Raw genomic sequence first — 18,676 nt, forward strand, 5'->3', positions numbered from 1 at the left:
TGTGGGTCGGATTGCCCTTTGCATCAGCTATGACGGCGCTGCCTGGCAAGGTTGGCAAACCCAGCCAGGCGGGCAAACCGTCCAGGACACGCTGGAAGCCGCCTTACAGCAGTTCCTCAACACCCCTCGGGTTGCCACGATTTGTGCCGGCCGCACCGACACCGGTGTCCATGCTTTGCAGCAGATTGTGCATCTGGATACGGATGCAATCCGACGCGATGAGTCCTGGGTTCGGGGCTTGAACGCATTGTTGCCGGCCAGTGTGGCGGTTCAGTGGGCAAGGCCGGTGGCAGATACGTTTCATGCCCGCTTCGACGCCCGGGGCCGTACCTACCTATATATTTTGCGTAGTGCGCCGGTACGCTCGCCAGTGCTTCGCGGGCGTGTGGGTTGGGTGCACGATGTGCTGGACGAAAAAGCGATGCAAGAAGCAGCACTTCTGCTGCGGGGCGAACATGATTTCAACGCCTTTCGCTCATCCCAGTGCCAGGCGGCCAGCCCGGTAAGGACACTCGATGCACTGGATGTCCAGCGACAGGGAGAATTCCTGTTTTTTGAGTTTCGTGCCAATGCGTTTCTGCACCATATGGTACGTAACCTGATGGGTTCTTTGCTGATGGTGGGGCGTGGTCGTCGACCAGTGCGCTGGGTGGCCGATGTGTTGGCCAGCAAAGACCGTCGCCTGGCTGCCCCTACCTTTATGCCCGACGGCCTGTATCTGGCGCATGTTGGATACCCCGCAGCGCCTGATTTGCCGTTGCGACCTGCTTATGATGTCTTGCATCATCATTTGGGCCTGTTGTGCCCAGCCGATTCCTAACTTGCGGGGGTTCGGGACAGTACCGTGGTGTGATACGCTGCGCTTCGGATAAAATTGGACGTTTTGTTACGCGCGGTGTCTTTTGCATCGGCGGTCTTTGTTCTGCAGGCTGGCAATGAGAATCCTTCTTAAGCTTTCCGGGTGGATTGACGCCCTCAATACGGCTGTTGGCCGAGGTGTGACCTGGCTGGTGCTCATTGTCGCCATCATTAGCGCGGGCAATGCGGTCATGCGAAAACTCTTCAGTCTCAGTTCAAATTCCTGGCTCGAGCTGCAATGGTATCTGTTTGGTGCCATATTCTTGTTGGCAGCGGGATTTACGTTTTTGCGCAACGAGCATGTCCGTGTCGATGTGCTGGCCCAAAAGTTGCCCGAGCGCGCCCAGGTAGGTGTAGAGATCTTCGGCGTGATTTTTTTCCTGATGCCGGCTGCCTGTCTGGTGCTGTGGTTGTCGATTCCCTTTTTCTGGGAGTCCTACATTACCCACGAGCTCTCCTCCAATACCGATGGCCTGATCCGTTGGCCCGCCAAATTGCTTATTCCTGTGGGTTTTTTCTTGCTGATATTGGCCGGGATATCGCATCTCATCAAGTGCATCGGGTTTCTGCGCGGGCAGTGCAGCAATCCAATGCAGGTATCCAGTGGCAAGAGCGCTGAGGAAGCCCTTGTCGAAGACATCCTCGCTCAGCAACACGCCGGGCAAATTCAACCCGACACCCACGGTCGCTGATCATGGAATTTATCGTTAATAACCTTGCCCCGGTCATGTTTTTCAACCTGATCGTGTTTTTACTGTTCGGGTTTCCGGTGGCGTTCTCATTGGCCGCAACGGGGGTAGTGTACGGCCTGGTGGCGATTGATCTCAATCTCATGAGCCCCCTGTTGTTTCAGGCTTTGCCGCAACGCATTTTTGGCATTGTGGGCAACGACACACTGCTGGCTGTGCCGTTTTTCACGTTCATGGGCCTCATTCTCGAACGCTCAGGCATGGCGGAAGACCTTCTCGATACGGTGGGGCGCCTGTTTGGGCCCCTGCGGGGGGGGCTGGCGATTGCCGTGGTGTTTGTGGGTGCCTTGCTGGCAGCCACCACAGGGGTTGTCTCTGCGTCCGTCATTTCGATGGGCCTGATTTCCCTGCCAATCATGCTGCGCTATGGCTACGACCGGCGCCTGGCAACAGGTGTCATTGCGGCATCGGGCACACTGTCGCAAATCATCCCACCGTCACTGGTGCTTATTGTGCTGGCCGACCAACTCGGACGGTCGATTGGTGACATGTATCGGGGGGCGATGCTGCCAGGCATGCTGTTGGCAGGTGCTTACATGGCGTATGTCTTCATCGTCGCGGTGTTTAAGCCCAGCTATGTGCCGGCCTTGCCACCAGAGGCCCGTGGCGAGGTCGACGCCAAGGGTCGTCGTGGCTTGCGCTCACTTTTGGTGCTCACCGTGATCGGCGCCGCAGTGGCGTATTTCGGGTCTGATTACTACTTCCGCTCACATGCCGATATCCCGGTGGACGAACGGGTAGTGATCATCTTGCTGTTCTGGGGCTGCGCAGCCCTGGCCATGGCGCTGGGCAATCGCCTCCTGCATCTGGGCTGGCTGTCCTCGTTGGCCGAGCAAGTCGTGTTTGTCATGATCCCCCCGCTGGCACTGATTTTCCTGGTGCTGGGTACCATTTTCATCGGTTTGGCTACCCCCACCGAAGGCGGGGCCATGGGCGCAGTAGGTGCGCTTATCATGGCTGTCTCCAGGGGGCGGTTTTCGATGCAGCAGCTGCGTCAGGCCATGGAAAGCACGGCACGGCTTACCTGTTTTGTAATTTTTATTCTGGTGGGCTCTACCATCTTCAGCCTCAGCTTCAGGGGCATCAACGGCGATTTATGGGTCGAGCAGCTGCTGCTGCATGTGCCCGGTGGTGAAATCGGCTTCCTGATTGTGGTCAGCCTGATTACTTTCTTTCTGGCCTTTTTCCTCGACTTCTTCGAACTGGCATTTATCATTGTGCCCTTGCTGGGGCCTGTGGCCGACAAAATGGGCATCGACCTCATCTGGTTTGGCGTGCTGCTGGCAGTCAATATGCAAACCTCGTTTGTACACCCGCCCTTTGGCTTTGCACTGTTTTATCTGCGTTCAGTGGCACCCAAAGAGGATTACCACGACCGCGTCACGGGGCAACTGATCAAAAAGGTAACGACTGCCGAAATCTATTGGGGTTCCATCCCGTTCATTGTCATTCAGGTGCTGATGGTGGTGGCTGTTCTTACGATGCCTGGGATGGTGACGCACTATAAAAGTGATGCGCCGCAGGTCAATCCCGATTCGGTCACTTTTGGCCAGGATAGTGCCTACGGGCTTGATAGCTATGGGACGGATGCCGGCGGGGGGTTCCAGTGACATCCCGAACCCGTGTAAAAATCTGCGGCCTGACGCGCCCCCAGGATGTGCAGGCAGTGGTGGCCGCTGGGGCCGATGCCGTTGGGCTGGTGTTTTATCCGGCCAGCCGTCGGTTGGTCTCACTAAAAGACGCGGCGCGTTTGCGGGCGTCTGTCCCTGCATTCGTGTCGGTGGCGGCGTTATTTGTCAATCCGGATGCGGCGGATGTCCGGCGCACCATACAAAGCGTGCAACCCGACCTTCTCCAGTTTCATGGCGACGAAACGCCGGCATTCTGTGCTCAGTTTGATCATCGGTATCTCAAGGCGTTTCGCATTGGAGCACCGGGGCTGGATACACCTGAAGGCGTGGCAGCCCAATGTCTGCAATATCCGCATGCCAGTGGTTGGCTGTTTGACAGCTATAGCCCTGCTTATGGGGGCAGTGGCCGCAAATTTGATCAATCTCTGTTGTCGCAGGTACCTCGTGGCCAGTCGCACCCGGTCTGGGTGCTGTCTGGTGGTCTGTCTGCAGACACCGTGGGTGCGAGCATCCACACCTGGCACCCGCATGCGGTCGATATCAGTAGCGGTGTCGAAACTGCGCCAGGGCTGAAAGATGCAAAAAAGGTACAGGCATTTTTAGAAGCCGTCCGCTTGGCCGACGAGACGGGCAGGTTAGAATAAGCGCCACGCGAGGCTCACGCCTCCAGACAATAATTCAATATTCAGGAGCCTTACATGAAACTGCAACCCATTGTTCGCAAGCTGGCTAGTGTTGCTGCCGTTGTGGGCGCCTTGGCTGCTACGCAGGCAACGGCGCAATCAGTGGCCGTCACCTCGATTGTTGAGCATCCTGCCCTGGATTCGGTCAAGGATGGTGTCAAGAAAGCCCTGGAAAATGCCGGTTACACCGAAGCCAAGGGCTTGAAATGGCAGTTTCAAACGGCCCAAGGTAATACCGCTATTGCCGCCCAGATCGCACGCAAGTACATTGGCGACAAACCGGATGTCATCGTGGCCATTGCCACGCCGTCTGCCCAGGCAGTTGTTGCGGCCACTAAAACAATCCCGGTTGTGTATTCCGCAGTCACCGATCCCGTTGCTGCGCAGCTGGTTCCTGGCTGGGGCCCATCTGGTACCAACGTTACCGGGGTATCTGATGCCTTGTCTCTCGATAAACAAATCGAGCTCATCAAAAAGGTTGTGCCTGATGCCAAAAACGTGGGCATGGTCTACAACCCCGGCGAGGCCAATTCGGTGGTCGTGGTCAAGCAGCTTCGTGAGCTCCTGCCCAAGGCTGGCATGACTCTCGTCGAAGCCACGGCAGCCCGTACGGTAGATGTCGGTGCTGCCGCGCGTAGTCTGGTGGGTAAAGTCGATGTCATCTATACCAATACCGACAACAACGTGGTGTCTGCCTACGAGGCCCTGGTCAAGGTGGGTAATTCTGCCAAGATCCCGCTGGTGGCATCGGATACCGACAGCGTCAAGCGAGGCGCCATTGCTGCGTTGGGGGTCAATTACCACGATCTCGGCATCCAGACGGGCGCCCTGGTTGTGCGTATTCTCAAGGGCGAGAAGCCCGGCAGCATTGCCTCTGAAACCAGCTCCAAGTTGCAGCTTTTTGTTAATCCCGAGGCCGCCAAAAAGCAAGGCGTAACCTTGTCTGATGCCCTGATAAAATCTGCGGCAGAAGTCATTAAATAACCTTACCTGCACGGATGCGGTACGTCTTCTGTACCGTGTCCAGACATCCGTCTGTCAGGACGGGTGTTCCTTGCCCGCCCTGGCCGTTAGCGCCTCAGGGGGTAGATTTTCCAGAGAGTTCCATGTCCATTTATTCCATGTGGGGTGCATTTGAAATCGGGCTGATTTTTGGCCTGGTTGCTTTGGGCGTCCTGATTTCCTTCCGCGTCCTGAATTTCCCCGATCTCACCGTGGATGGCAGCTTTCCACTGGGTGGTGCCACTGCGGCCATCCTGATTCACAATGGCATGGATCCCTTCCTGGCTACCTTGATTGCCACTTTGGCGGCCGGGTTTGCGGGCATGATTACCGGCTGGCTTAATGTCAGCCTCAAGATCATGGATTTGCTGGCCAGCATTCTGATGATGATTGCTTTGTATTCCATCAACCTGCGCATTATGAATGCGCCCAATGTGCCGCTGATTACCGACCCCACCGTTTTCACAGTGCTGCAGCCGGCGGGCCTGGACGATTTTGTTGCCCGGCCGCTCATCTTGCTGGTGCTGGTGGTAGTGGTCAAATTGGCACTCGATTGGTTTTTTGCCACTCAGGTCGGCCTGGCCATGCGTTCCACGGGCTCCAACCCCCGGATGGCCCGAGCCCAGGGCATTCACACCGGCCGCATGGTTTTGCTGGGGATGGCCATCTCCAATGCCCTGTGTGGTCTGGCGGGCGCCTTGTTTGCACAGTCCCAGGGCGGGGCGGATATCTCCATGGGCATCGGCACCATCGTCATTGGCCTGGCAGCAGTCATCATTGGCGAGTCCATTTTGCCCACGCGCCGCCTGGTGGTGGCAACGCTGGCGGTGGTCATTGGTGCGGTGCTGTACCGGTTCTTTATCGCGTTGGCCCTGAATGCCGACTTCGTTGGCCTGAAGGCGCAAGACCTTAATCTGGTCACGGCGGTGCTGGTAACGGTTGCCTTGGTGATCCCTCTGGTCAAGCAGCGTTTCTCCAAGAAGAGGGCTTGAACCATGTTAAGTGCACAAAACCTCCAGCTCACGTTTAATCCGGGCACGCCCATCGAGACCCAGGCGCTTCGAGGGATGTCCCTCGAAATCCCCGCAGGCCAGTTTGTCACGGTTATCGGTTCCAATGGCGCCGGGAAATCCACCTTTCTCAATGCAATTTCTGGCGAGCAAACTGTAGACAGCGGCATCATCCTCATCGAGAACGAAGACGTTACGCGCCAGCCAGTCTGGGATCGCGCCCGCAAGGTGGCCCGGGTGTTCCAGGATCCCATGGCGGGCACTTGCGAGAACCTGACCATCGAAGAAAATATGTCACTTGCCTTGGGTCGCGGGCAGTTTCGCAGCTTGCGTCGGGCGGTGCGTGAAGAAATGCGCGTCTTGTTTCGCGAACGCCTCGTGATGCTTGGTCTGGGCCTCGAAAATCGCCTCACCGACCGCATCGGCCTGTTGTCGGGTGGTCAACGTCAGGCGGTCAGTCTGCTGATGGCGGCCCTTCGGCCGTCTCAAATTCTATTGCTCGATGAGCACACTGCCGCACTGGACCCACGTACGGCACAATTCGTGCTTGATCTCACTGGCCGAATCGTGGCCGAACATGGGCTGACCACCATGATGGTGACCCACAGCATGCGTCAGGCACTTGATGTTGGTGATCGCACTGTGATGCTGCATCAGGGACGTGTGGTTCTGGATGTTTCGGGCGATACCCGACGCGGGCTGGAGGTTACCGATCTGCTGGCAATGTTCGAGCGTGTCCGGGGTGAAGAAATCGCGGATGACACGTTGTTGCTGGGTTAGACGCCCGGCTGTCACAACACCATCGTTGTTTCCATTTTATACTTGGCGGTAGCGGCATTTGTCCGGAAGATATTTTCAGCTTAAAGCAAATTGGCTGTGCAGCTGTGGTTCGCTGCTCAGACGATCAATTCAATTTTGTCTCACCTGGAGTTCTCTTATGGGTTTTGTGCAACCGCACGTCAGCCGTATCATGCGGCCTTTGACGCTGGTCTTGTTGCTGTCTCTGGCTGCCTGCGGCGACAAACCCCAGGAGCAGGCGAAAGGCATGCAAATACCGGTCAGCGTGGTACAGATTGCGCCTCGAGCCGTGTCGGTGACCACTGAGCTCCCTGGTCGTGTACAGGCCATCGAAGATGCCGAAATCCGTGCCAGGGTTACCGGTATCGTCAAATCCATTGATTTTGAACAGGGTGGGCTGGTTAAAGAAGGCCAGTTGTTGTTTACCATTGATCCAGCTCCTTATCGGGCCGCCCGGGATCAGGCTGCTGCCCAGCTTAAAAATGCACAAGCGGCCGCCACTACTGCCAGGCTTCAGGCCAAGCGCTTTGGCACCCTGATCAAGCAACATGCGATTAGCCAGCAGGATTACGATAATGCCACTGCGCAATCGCGTCAGGCAGATGCCTCTGTGGCAGCTGCCGAAGCGGCGCTTGAGTCTGCAGAAATTAATCTGGGTTACACCCAGGTTACCTCGCCGATCAGTGGCCAGATCGGTAAATCCCTGGTAACTGTCGGCGCCTTGGTCAGCGCTTCCTCTGCCACCCAGCTGGCTACCGTGCAGCGGCTCAACGAAGTCTACGTTGATATCAGTCAGCCAGTGGCACAGATCTCCCTTTTGCGTCGCCAAATTGCCGATGGCGTTATCCAGCCGGATGCCCAGGGCGACACACAGGCAACTGTGCTCCTCGAAGACGGCACTCAATATCGCCACCCCGGCAAACTGCTGTTTTCCGGGGTCTCGGTCGACCCCGGTACTGGCCAGGTCAATTTGCGTGCTCAGTTTCCCAACCCTGAACAAATTCTTTTGCCTGGCTTGTATGTCCGGGTGCAGGTGGCTCAGGGCATGGATAAAGAAGCGCTGGTGGTTCCCGAGCAGGCCATTCAGCACACCGCTGATGGCAACAGCACCATCGTGCTGGTCAAGGACGGCAAGGCTGCGTTCGTGCCCGTGCGGATTGGGCCGCGCGTGGAACAAGGCTATGTCCTCTACGAGGGTGTGCAGGCGGGAGATCAAGTGGTGGTAGAGGGCTTCCAGAAAATCCGGCCCGGTGCGCCGGTGCAAGCCATGCCCTGGAAGCAAGCGGGTGCCAAGGGGGCTTCTGGTGCAGAGAAACCTGCCGCGTCAGCACAAGAGCCTAAAGCGGGGCAGAAGCCCGCCCCCGGCGCTTCCGATCAGGCGAAAGCAGGCTAAGCGCCTGCTGTCTCGTCCCGTTCCCGGTTTTCTAGCGAGCTCTCATGCCACAGTTTTTCATTGATCGACCAATTTTTGCCTGGGTGGTGGCCTTGGCCATCACCTTGGCGGGGCTGCTGGCCATCCCAAATATGGCGGTGTCCCAGTATCCAGAGGTAGCGCCACCCACGATTAACATCAGTGCGACTTACCCAGGGGCATCAGCCACCGATGTTTCCAGTTCTGTGGCCAGCGTGATCGAAAACGAGCTCAATGGCGCCAAGGGCTTGCTGTATTACGAGTCAGTCAGTGACTCCTATGGTCAGGCACAGATTACCGTCACTTTTGCCGCAGGTACCGACCCCGACTTGGCCCAGGTCGACGTGCAAAACCGCTTGTCCAATGTCATGGCAAAATTGCCGGCGGCCGTTGTGCAGCAGGGCTTGAAAGTCAACCAGTCCAATTCGGGCTTTCTGATGGTGGTGACGGTGTCCTCCAAGGATGGCTCCATGGATCAGACCGCCCTGGCTGACTACATTACTCGTAATGTGCAAAACCCGATGTCCCGCATCAAGGGTGTTGGCAAGTTCCAGCTGTTTGCCTCGGGCAAAGCCATGCGTGTCTGGGTTGATCCGCAAAAGCTGGTGGGCTACGGCCTGAGCATGTCGCAGGTTAACGATGCGATCGCGCGCCAAAACGTCCTGATTTCTGGTGGCACCTTGGGATCCCCTCCCAATCCCGACAATCAGCGGGTGGCAGCGCCCCTGGTTGTCAATGGCCAGTTGATGACCCCCGATGAGTTCGGCAATATCATCCTGCGGGCCAATCCTGATGGTTCCAGTGTGCGCATCCGGGATGTAGCTCGTGTCGAGCTTGGCTCGGACAATTACCAGTTTGGGGCGCGTCTCAATGGCAAGCCAACCGCTGCGTTTGCGCTTTCTCTCACACCAACAGCCAATGCGCTCGAGACAGCCAAGCTGGCCAAGGCAAAAATGGAAGAGCTGGCAAAGTTCTTCCCGGAGAACATTACCTACGCAATTCCGTACGACACCTCGCCCTATGTAAACTTGTCCATCGAACAAGTGGTGCATACGCTGTTTGAAGCCATGCTCCTGGTGTTTGTCGTGATGTTCATCTTCCTCCAGAACATCCGTTACACGCTGATCCCCGCGCTGGTGGTACCTGTGGCGATTCTTGGCGCGTTTGCCGTCATGCTGGCGCTGGGCTTCTCCATCAATGTGCTGACGATGTTTGCCATGGTGTTGGCCATCGGGATATTGGTGGATGATGCCATTGTGGTCGTCGAGAACGTCGAGCGCATCATGTCCGAGGAAGGCCTGTCTCCGCGAGAAGCCACCAAAAAGGCCATGCCACAGATCAGTGGCGCCATCGTGGGTATCACACTGGTGCTCACCACCGTGTTCCTGCCTCTGGCATTTATGTCAGGGTCGGTGGGGGTCATCTACCGTCAATTTTCGGTGGCAATGGCCGTGTCCATTCTGTTTTCGGCCTTTCTCGCCCTCAGCTTCACACCGGCCTTGTGCGCCACCATTCTCAAACCCGTTGCCAAGGGACACCACGAAACCAAGGGCGGGTTCTTTGGCTGGTTCAACCGATTCTTTGATCGCAGCACGCAGGGATATGCGCGGTGGGTGGGTCGCAGCCTGAAACGTTCGGCCCGTCTGATGATTGTGTTTGCGGTGCTGGTGATTGCGTTGGTCTGGATGTACACGCGCTTGCCCACGTCGTTTTTGCCCGAGGAAGACCAAGGTTACGTGATCGCCAATATCGAGCTTCCATCGGGGTCAACCTCCAATCGTACGATTGACGTCATCAAACAGGTTGAGCAGTACTTCATGAACCTGCCTCAAGTGGCTAATGTCATTGCCGTCCAGGGCTTCAGCTTTAACGGTAATGGTCTGAACGCCGCAATTGCCTTTGTTCCGCTCAAAGACTTCTCCGAGCGCAAGGGCCCGGGAGATTCTGCACAAGCAATTTCGGGTACCGCCATGGGGAAACTGCTGTTTGGTTTGCCTGATTCCATGGTGATTTCCATCACGCCGCCGGCCATCTCGTCGCTGGGCAATGCCTCCGGCTTTGATTTACGCCTCGAGGATCGCAGCGGCGTGGGCAATAATGCCTTACAGGCAGCTGCTCAGCAGTTGTTGCAGGCTGCCAGCCAGAGCCCGATCCTTACCGGTACCCGAATCACGGGCCTGGGAGCAGGGCCCCAGCTGAAGGTTCAGATTGATCGGGCCAAGGCGGCCGCTCTGGGGGTGGATTTCTCTGAGGTGGCCAGCCTGATCTCCACTGCGATCGGTTCTTCTTACGTGGGCAAGTTTACCAACCAGGGTTGGGTGCAAAATGTCTGGGTACAGGGCGATCAATCCTCACGTATGGATCCCGACGATATCCTGCAGCTCAATGCCCGAAATGCGGCTGGCGACATGGTGCCCTTGTCTTCGTTTGTGTCGCTCGAGTGGACGCGAGGGCCTGTTCAGGTCGTACGGTATAACGGTTACGAGGCCGTTCGTATTGGTGGTTCGGCGGCGCCCGGATACTCTACCGGCCAGGCCATGGCCGAGATGGAGCGGCTGATTGCCGAGCTGCCTGGCGGCCTGGGTTACGAGTGGACAGGCCTTTCCTACCAGGAAATTCAAGCAGGCAGTCAGTCCACGATTTTGATGGGCTTGGCGGTGCTGGTGGTGTTCATGGTGCTGGCGGCACTCTACGAAAGCTGGGCAATTCCGCTGTCGGTGATGTTGGCAGTTCCACTGGGGATGTTGGGCGCCGTATTGCTCAGCAGCCTGATGGGCAAGTCCAATGACGTGTATTTCATGGTGGGGATGGTCACCGTGATCGGCCTGGCAGCCAAGAATGCAATTTTGATTGTGGAATTTGCCAAAGACTTGTACGCCAGTGGCGCCGGTCTTGCCGAGGCGTCTATCGAAGCCGCCCGCCTGCGGTTTCGGCCAATCTTGATGACTTCGTTCGCCTTTATCCTTGGGGTGGTACCGCTGGTAATGGCCAACGGCGCCGGGGCCGCCAGCCAAAATGCAGTCGGTCTGGGGGTGTTGGGCGGCATGCTGGCAGCGACACCGCTGGCGGTTATTTTTGTGCCAACCTTTTTTGTGGTGATTCTGAAATTGTTCAAGACCAAACCCAAACTGTTGGGACACCAGGCACCGCATATTCCCGCAGCCGATGACGACAGCGGAGATCGCGCATGAGTATCCGGATGCAATATGGGCGCCTGGCCACCCTGACCACCTTAAGCCTGGCCTTGAGTGCCTGCTCTCTGGCACCTGATTATCAACGGCCCGTTGCCCCTGTGCCCGATCAGTTTCGGGTGGTTGGGCAAGCACAGGCAGCGGGGCAGACAAGCATGCTTCCCGAATGGCATGACGTCTTTCACGATCCGCGCCTGCAGGCACTGATTGGTCTTGCCTTGCACAATAATCGAGACTTGCGCATCGCCATCGATCGCGTCGAAGAAGCGCGTGCCCAATATGGGGTCGTGCAAAGTGATCGTTTGCCAACCATCGGCGCGCTGGGCTCCGAGCAGGCCACCCGGCTGCCAGCTAATATGCGCCAGTCAGACGGCTCGTCGGTCAATCGCAGTTTCATTGCTGGTGTGGGCATGACTGCCTTCGAACTCGATTTCTTTGGTCGTGTGCGCAACCTCAGCGAAGCCGCCTTTCAGCAATATTTGTCTACCGAAGAAGCGCGTCGGACGGTGCAGTTGGGCCTGGTGGCACAAACTGCCGAGGCCTATTTCAATCTGCGCTCGGCCCAGGCCATGCATGCCTTGATGGAGAAAACCCTGACTGCACGCCAGGGGACTCTCGATCTGGTGCAGGCCCGCTTTGATGCCGGGGTAGCCTCTGATCTTGATCTTGCCCAGGCCAAGGCGCAACTGGATACCGTGCGGGCTGATCTGGTTGCCACCGAGCGAGCCATTTTGCAGTCGGGCAATGCCTTGCAGCTCATCCTCGGGATGCCGGTGCCAGGCGACTTGCCGGCACCGCAAGCGTTTGGCCGCGACCAGCTCCTGGCCTCCATTCCCGCCGGCCTGCCTTCGCAGCTACTCGAGCGCCGCCCGGATATTCTGGCAGCCGAGCACAGTCTGAAAGCCGCCAACGCACAAATCGGAGCCGCCCGTGCTGCGTTCTTCCCACATATCTCCCTGACAGGGTTGCTGGGATTTGCCAGCCCCCAGCTGGGTGGCCTGTTTGGCGGCAGCCAGCGCTACTGGCAGTTTTCGCCACAAATCCAGATGCCGCTGTTTGCCGGGGGAGTGAAGGGCAATCTTGATCTGGCCAAGGCGCGCAAAAATATTGCCGTGGCAGCCTACGAGAAAACCATACAAACCGCGTTTCGCGAAGTTGCAGATGGTCTGGCCGGCGAGGCTACCTACAGTCGCCAGCTCGATGCTGTGCGTGATACAGAAGCTTCCGCACTGAAAGCCCTGAAATTGGCCCAGTTGCGCTACGAAACCGGGGTTGACAGTTTCCTGCAGGTGCAAACCGCGCAGGTCAATTTGTACGGTGTGCAACAGCAGTTCATTCAGGTGGGCACTGCTGCCTTGGCCAATCGGGTAGAGCTCTACAAATCGCTTGGTGGTGGCTGGTCTGCCGCTGATGTGCCTGCCGGAGAAAACTGATGGAACTCGGGGTCAATATCGACCATATTGCCACTTTGCGTCAACAGCGCCTTACTCAATACCCAGATCCCCTGCAGGCGGCTTTGCGGGCAGAAGACGCGGGGGCCGATCTCATTACCCTGCATCTGCGCGAAGACCGCCGCCACATTCAGGACGCGGATGTCAAGGCGATCCGCCCGGTGTTGCGTACACGCATGAATCTTGAATGCGCAATCACACCAGAGATGCTGGCAATCGCCTGCCAGATCCAGCCACAGGATGTTTGCCTGGTGCCAGAAAACCGGCGTGAGCTCACCACTGAGGGTGGGCTTGATGTCTTGGGCAAGTTTCACGAAGTACAAGCTGCTGTGGCGCGTTTGCAGGATGCGGGCATCCGGGTATCGCTATTTATTGATCCCGAGGCAGATCAGATCAAAGCGGCTGTGCGTGCAGGCGCATCAATCATCGAGCTCCATACGGGCGCTTTTGCCGATGCGGCCGACGATACGCAGCAGGCACAGCAACTTGCGCGCCTGAAAGCGGCGATTTCAATCGGTGTGGGCGAGGGTTTGCGCGTCAATGCGGGGCACGGGCTGCATTATGACAATGTTCAGATGATTGCCGCGCTCCCGGGTATCACCGAACTTAACATTGGCCATGCCATTGTGGCGCAAGCGGTATTCGACGGTTGGGAGCCGGCCATCCGGCGCATGAAGGCCCTGATGGTGCAGGCTGCCAGCGGCCAACCAGCCTGATCGGTTCCTCTCAAGGCCTTATTTGTCTGTTTATTTTTTCGGAGATCCCATGTCTTTGATGCTCGACACGCTTTTGAGCCGCCAATCGGTCAAATTTGTTCAGGCACCGGGGCCGGATGCTGCACAACTGGATCAGATCATGCGGGCGGCCATGCGTGCGCCCGACCACGGGGCTGTCCGGCCTTGGCGTTTTTCGCTGGTGCAGGGGCCCGACGTGGCCGCCATTGTGGATGTGGCCGAGCAGGCGGCTCAGGCCAGCGGACAAGCCCTGCCGGAAGCCAAGGTGGCCACGGCCAGAAAATGGCTTGGCAGCGTACCTTTGCTGATTTTAGTGGCTTGTCGACCCGATCCCAACGGACGTATCCGGCCAGAAGAAAGCCGGCTGTCAGTAGCTTGCGCGGTGATGAATATCCTGAATGCAGCGCATGCACTGGGTTTTCATGGATACTGGAGCACAGGCCTGGGCACCTATCTCGATAATATGGGCGAAGCCTTTGGGTTTGATGCGCTGGACGAGACCTTCATGGGATACCTGGCGATTGGCACGCCTGTCAATGCGCCGCAGCAGCCCGAGCGACCTGACTGGCATTCACTGGTGTCGCAATGGAGTGCATCGCAAGGCCGGCACTCGGTGACCAACCAAGAGGCCAATTAAGCCCTTGATTGCATGTCCTGGCTTTGCAAGCCATCCAGGATGGGGCAGTCGGGGCGCTCGTCTCCATGACAGTGCTGGGCCAGGATTTTCAGGCTGTTTGCCATGCGCTGCAAGATGGCCGCTTTGTTTTCCAGTTCCTGGATATGATCCATGGCCAGCTTTTTTACCTCACTGCTCGCGCGATCGTGATTGCGCCATAGCTCGGTAAGTTCTGCCACTTGCTTTACCGAAAACCCCAGATCCCGTGCGCTGCGGATGAAGTGCAGGGCGTGCAGGTCGGGTTCCGCATATTGACGGTAACCGGCCAGTGTTCGGGTATGCGGCGTAAAGAGCCCCTGATCTTCGTAATAGCGGATCATCTTGGGTGTCAGCCCGGTCTGTTTTGCGGCCTCACCAATATTCAGCAGATGCGCGGGCTTGTTCAGGCGTGGTTTGCCTGGGGGCGCAGCAAGTGTGATGTGATCAGGATCGGGCATCTGAAACCTCCAGAGTTTGCCATTTTAGGCGCAGGGCGTTGGTAACGACAAAGACGCTGGACAAGGCCATTGCGCCGGCGCCCAGCATGGGCGAGAGCTGCAGGCCTGTCCAAGGATATAGTGCACCCGCAGCCACCGGGATGAGTGCCACGTTGTAGGCAAAGGCCCAGAACAGGTTTTGCTTGATGTTGCGCAAGGTAAGGCGCGACAGGCGCACCGCACGTGCCACAGATCCCAGGTCTTCGTTCATCAGGACGACGTCGGCGGATTCGATAGCGACGTCTGTCCCTTGGCCAATGGCGATCCCGACATCTGCTGTCGCCAGGGCGGGGGCGTCGTTGATGCCGTCACCCACAAAGGCCAGTGCACCCGTCTCTTGTTGCAAGTGGCGCAAGATCTCTGCCTTGTGTTCAGGCAGGGTTTGCGCGTGCACGATATCGATCCCCAGTGTTTTGGCAACCGCTAGTGCCGTCGAGCGATGATCGCCAGTGATCAAGGCGGTTTTCAGGCCCAGCGCGTGCAACTGCCGGATAGCCGCAGCGGCACTGGGCCGGATCGTATCGGCAACGGCCAAAATCCCCGCCAGATGGCCATCACAGGCAGCGAGAAAAACGGTTTTTCCTTGTGATGCCAGCGCTTCCACCTGTGTTTGCACTGAGTCGGACACGGCGATATCCCGCCCCTGCATCAAGGCGATATTACCTAGCAGCCACGTGCCGGAACTCAGACGACCCTGTACACCGGCGCCCGTCAATGTAGCGAACTCGCTGACCTTGTCCAGTGTCAGGTGGTCGTGCTCGGCAGCTTCCGTGATTGCCTTGCCGATGGGGTGCTCGGACGCACTCTGTATTGAGGCGACCGCCTGCAGCAGACGGGTGTCGTCCCAGGCACCCAGCGGCTTGATATCGCTCAGTGCAGGCCGCCCCTGGGTAAGTGTGCCGGTTTTATCAAAAGCCACTACCCGTGCATTGCGCAAGCGCTGGAGGGCGTCACCTTGACGAAACACAATCCCCTGGCCGGCCGCCCGGCCTGTTGCAACCATGATTGAAATCGGTGTGGCCAGCCCCATCGCGCAGGGGCAGGCGATAATCAGCACAGCCACTCCCGCGATCAATGCGTGCGCCAGTTGTGGTGTGGGCCCCCACATCAGCCAGGCTAAAAACGCCAGCACAGCCAGCAGCATCACTGCTGGCACAAACCATCCGGTTACCCGATCCACCATCCGCTGAATCGGCAATTTCGAGCCTTGCGCCTGTTCGACCATCCGGATGATGTGTGCCAGGACAGTGTCCGCACCCACCTGGGTGGCCTGAAACTCCAGGCTGCCGCGTGTATTGATCGTCCCGCCAATCAGCGGATCGCCGCTGCGGCGTGTCACGGGCATGGGCTCACCCGTGATCATCGACTCATCCACCCAGGACTCACCCTCTGTGACCAGGCCATCTACAGGGATTTTCTCGCCAGGTCGTACACGGATGTGATCACCCACAGACAGTTGGTCGATGGGATGCTCTGACCAGTGCCCGTCGCGCAGAACCCATGCTGTTCGGGGCTGAAGATTAAGCAGCTGTCGGATCGCCGATCCGGCACGGCCTCTGGCCCTGGCTTCAAGCCAGCGGCCCAGCAAGATCAGTGTGGTGACGACTGCTGCGGCTTCGAAGTACAGGTGCCTTGAGGCCTCAGGGAAGATGGCTGGCGCAAACGTAACCAGCGTGGAATATAGCCAGGCGCTGCCGGCGCCCAGCGCCACCAGCGTATTCATGTCGGGGCCCAGATGCCACAATGCCTTGAAGCCTCGGCTGAAAAATTGCCGGCCAGGGCCGGCCAGCACGGCAGTGGCCAAGACAAACTGGCCAATTGCCAGGGTCTGCCCCGAGACCGCATTTTGCACAAAGTGGTGCACAGCAGGGATCAGGTGTCCGCCCATTTCAACCAAAAATACAGGCAGTGTCAGCACCAGTGCTATCCAGAAGCGCAGGCCTGCGGCGTGGTATTCCTCTTCTGCCGGTACATTACGGTTGCGGGTTTCGGGAGTCCGGACAGTGGCTCCGTAACCTCTTTTTTTGACGGCAGCCAGCAGCGCCTCGGGGGCTGCCCCCTCGGGCGTCAGGGTGACGTGAGCACTGCGGGTCGCCAGATTGACGCTGGCTTGGGCTACCCCGGGTACTTTGCTCAGGGCGGTTTCTACCCGGCGGACACAGGATGCACAGGTCATACCCTCAATATCGAGATCAAGGGTTTTTGAGAGGGCATTCATTACCAACTCCAGTTATTTACCATGATTGTAGGATCAGGCTTGCCCTAAGGGTAAGGTCAATCACGAGATTCTATGCCCTGGCAAGCTTGAGCCTGCCACAGCGTCAAGGTTTAAGATAGGGCATTCGTCACAGGAGTCCTCCATGAAAACAGAATTGATCGTCTCAGACATGACCTGCAATCATTGTGTGCAAACCATTACCCAAGCGGTCCAGGCGATTGCGCCGGATGCCAAGGTACAGGCCGATTTGCCGACGCATCGCGTCACGGTAGAATCTGCCAGCGTCCAAGGCGACGCGGTGCTAGCTGCCGTTCTTGATGCCGATTACGATGCCCGGCTAGCCTAAAGAAAAGGGGGCTTCATGACCCAGATAATCAAGTGTGATGTTGCCATCGTGGGCGCCGGTTCGGCTGGCTTGCCTGCTTACCGTGAGGTCGTCAAAGCTGGGCTCAAACCATTGCTGATTGAAGCTGGCCCGCACGGCACCATGTGCGCGCGGGTGGGTTGTATGCCGTCAAAACTGCTGATTGCCGCCGCCGAAGCTGCTGCGTCAGTTAGGCACGCGCCAGGTTTTGGCGTCCAGGCTGCTCCGCCTGTCATTGATGGCGAGGCTGTCATGGAACGGGTTCGCCGCGAAAGAGACCGGTTTGTAGGCTTTGTGGTCGAAGATGTTCAGGCCATGCCACCTGAGCACCGGTTAGATGCTCGGGTCGAGTTTGTGCGGGATGGGGTGCTGAAAAGCGACCAAGGGCACGAGATCCATGCCTCGCGCGTCGTGCTGGCTACAGGTACCCAGCCGGTGATCCCTGAGATCTATCAGCCCTTGGGCAAGCTTGCCATCGTCAACGATGACGTCTTCGACTGGCAAACCCTGCCAAGCAGTGTGCTGCTGGTGGGTTCAGGTGTCATAGGGGTCGAGCTCGGTCTGGCTCTGGCTCGATTAGGGGTGCGGGTACGCGTCCTTAATCGCTCAAAAAGCTTTGCGCACCTGGCAGACGCTGCTGTGCGGCAGGCAGCACTGGATATCCTCGGCCCCGAGCTCAATCTGGTACAGGATGCCCAGGTAAGCTCTGTGCGCAAAGAAGGCGTGCAGGCCGTGGTGGGCTGGACAGTCAATGGTGGTCCTGAGGTTCAGGAATCTTTCGATTATGTCCTGCTGACTGCCGGCCGGGCACCGGCACTGGCCGGCCTCCACCTCGAGCGCACAGGCCTGAAGCTCAACGAGCGTGGAGCGCCCGTGATCAACCCGGATACCTTGCAGGCTTCGGGGCAGCCGGTGTTTTTGGCTGGCGACGTCACCGGTCGCCATGCCATCCAGCACGAGGCGTCCGACGATGGCCGTCTGGCGGGGCGTAATGCAGCCTTGTGGCCCAACGTTCAGGCAGGCTCGCGGCGGGCTCCCATGGCGGTGGTGTTCAGCAATCCCCAGATCGTCCAGGTAGGGGGGGGGTTCTCTCAGTTTGACCCAGACTCGATGGCGATTGGTGCTGTCGACTGGACGCGCCAGGGACGTTCTCGCGTGATGTTGCGTAATCAGGGCTTGCTGCATGTGTATATGCGTCGATCCGACCAGCGTTTCATGGGGGCCGAAATGGTTGGCCCGGATGCAGAGCATGTGGCACATTTACTGGCCTGGGCGTTGCAGATGCAGTTGTCTGTCCCGCAGATGCTGATGCTGCCGTTTTATCATCCCACCATCGAAGAAGGGGTGCGCACGGCCCTGCGGGATGCCGTCAGGGGCGCTGTTTAGGCAGAGTAGTGTCTGGGGCCACCCATCGGGTGGCCAGC

16 protein-coding genes are annotated in these 18,676 nt (G+C 58.1%); 14 read left to right on the top strand and 2 right to left on the bottom strand.

The window, feature by feature from the left end; all coding sequences use genetic code 11:
• Nucleotide 1: 1 nt before the first annotated feature.
• The 12 genes from truA to ABS758_RS10045 all read left to right on the top strand — a co-directional run bounded on the left by truA (nucleotide 2) and on the right by ABS758_RS10045 (nucleotide 14,155).
• Complete coding sequence (gene truA, locus ABS758_RS09990; protein WP_350382401.1) at nucleotides 2–820, top strand: tRNA pseudouridine(38-40) synthase TruA; 819 nt, start codon at nucleotides 2–4, stop codon at nucleotides 818–820.
• 115 nt (nucleotides 821–935) lie between these two features.
• On the top strand, nucleotides 936–1,550 hold the full coding sequence (locus tag ABS758_RS09995; RefSeq protein WP_350382400.1) for a TRAP transporter small permease subunit: 615 nt from the start codon (nucleotides 936–938) through the stop codon (nucleotides 1,548–1,550).
• A gap of 2 nt (nucleotides 1,551–1,552) precedes the next feature.
• A complete protein-coding gene (locus tag ABS758_RS10000; RefSeq protein WP_350382399.1) occupies nucleotides 1,553–3,217 on the top strand; it encodes a TRAP transporter large permease in 1,665 nt (554 codons plus the stop codon).
• Nucleotides 3,214–3,882 (top strand): phosphoribosylanthranilate isomerase, encoded by a 669-nt coding sequence (locus ABS758_RS10005; RefSeq protein ID WP_350382398.1) that lies wholly within the window; start codon nucleotides 3,214–3,216, stop codon nucleotides 3,880–3,882. Before ABS758_RS10000 ends, ABS758_RS10005 begins: the two co-directional genes overlap by 4 nt.
• A 54-nt stretch (nucleotides 3,883–3,936) precedes the next feature.
• Nucleotides 3,937–4,905 (top strand): ABC transporter substrate-binding protein, encoded by a 969-nt coding sequence (locus ABS758_RS10010; RefSeq protein WP_350382396.1) that lies wholly within the window; start codon nucleotides 3,937–3,939, stop codon nucleotides 4,903–4,905.
• A 122-nt stretch (nucleotides 4,906–5,027) separates the two neighbouring features.
• Nucleotides 5,028–5,915, top strand: a complete 888-nt coding sequence (locus tag ABS758_RS10015) for an ABC transporter permease (RefSeq protein ID WP_350382395.1) — start codon at nucleotides 5,028–5,030, stop codon at nucleotides 5,913–5,915.
• 3 nt (nucleotides 5,916–5,918) lie between these two features.
• The gene (locus ABS758_RS10020) at nucleotides 5,919–6,713 is read left to right on the top strand and encodes an ABC transporter ATP-binding protein (RefSeq protein ID WP_350382394.1); all 795 of its coding nucleotides are present in this window, start codon (nucleotides 5,919–5,921) and stop codon (nucleotides 6,711–6,713) included.
• Nucleotides 6,714–6,870: 157 nt separating this feature from the next.
• Nucleotides 6,871–8,124 (top strand): efflux RND transporter periplasmic adaptor subunit, encoded by a 1,254-nt coding sequence (locus tag ABS758_RS10025; RefSeq protein WP_350382392.1) that lies wholly within the window; start codon nucleotides 6,871–6,873, stop codon nucleotides 8,122–8,124.
• Nucleotides 8,125–8,168: 44 nt separating this feature from the next.
• Entirely contained in the window at nucleotides 8,169–11,333 is a 3,165-nt protein-coding gene (locus ABS758_RS10030; protein ID WP_350382390.1) for a multidrug efflux RND transporter permease subunit, read from the top strand.
• A complete protein-coding gene (locus tag ABS758_RS10035) occupies nucleotides 11,330–12,766 on the top strand; it encodes an efflux transporter outer membrane subunit (protein WP_350382389.1) in 1,437 nt (478 codons plus the stop codon). The genes ABS758_RS10030 and ABS758_RS10035 overlap by 4 nt, the downstream gene beginning before the upstream one ends.
• On the top strand, nucleotides 12,763–13,500 hold the full coding sequence (gene pdxJ / locus ABS758_RS10040) for a pyridoxine 5'-phosphate synthase (protein WP_350382571.1): 738 nt from the start codon (nucleotides 12,763–12,765) through the stop codon (nucleotides 13,498–13,500). The genes ABS758_RS10035 and pdxJ overlap by 4 nt, the downstream gene beginning before the upstream one ends.
• Before the next feature lie 49 nt (nucleotides 13,501–13,549).
• Nucleotides 13,550–14,155, top strand: a complete 606-nt coding sequence (locus tag ABS758_RS10045; protein WP_350382387.1) for a nitroreductase family protein — start codon at nucleotides 13,550–13,552, stop codon at nucleotides 14,153–14,155.
• Here ABS758_RS10045 and cueR read toward each other — a convergent pair.
• The gene (cueR, locus tag ABS758_RS10050; RefSeq protein ID WP_350382570.1) at nucleotides 14,152–14,559 is read right to left on the bottom strand and encodes a Cu(I)-responsive transcriptional regulator; all 408 of its coding nucleotides are present in this window, start codon (nucleotides 14,557–14,559) and stop codon (nucleotides 14,152–14,154) included. The genes ABS758_RS10045 and cueR overlap by 4 nt on opposite strands.
• A gap of 58 nt (nucleotides 14,560–14,617) precedes the next feature.
• Nucleotides 14,618–16,888 (bottom strand): heavy metal translocating P-type ATPase, encoded by a 2,271-nt coding sequence (locus ABS758_RS10055; protein WP_350382386.1) that lies wholly within the window; start codon nucleotides 16,886–16,888, stop codon nucleotides 14,618–14,620.
• Between the two features lie 142 nt (nucleotides 16,889–17,030).
• Between ABS758_RS10055 and ABS758_RS10060 the strand changes: the two genes are divergently transcribed.
• On the top strand, nucleotides 17,031–17,234 hold the full coding sequence (locus ABS758_RS10060; RefSeq protein WP_350382385.1) for a heavy-metal-associated domain-containing protein: 204 nt from the start codon (nucleotides 17,031–17,033) through the stop codon (nucleotides 17,232–17,234).
• A gap of 15 nt (nucleotides 17,235–17,249) precedes the next feature.
• Nucleotides 17,250–18,638, top strand: a complete 1,389-nt coding sequence (locus ABS758_RS10065) for a dihydrolipoyl dehydrogenase (RefSeq protein WP_350382383.1) — start codon at nucleotides 17,250–17,252, stop codon at nucleotides 18,636–18,638.
• Nucleotides 18,639–18,676: the final 38 nt, after the last annotated feature.

It is taken from the genome of Castellaniella sp. FW104-7C03 (genome assembly GCF_040276085.1).
Taxonomy (GTDB): Bacteria; Pseudomonadota; Gammaproteobacteria; order Burkholderiales; family Burkholderiaceae_B; genus Castellaniella.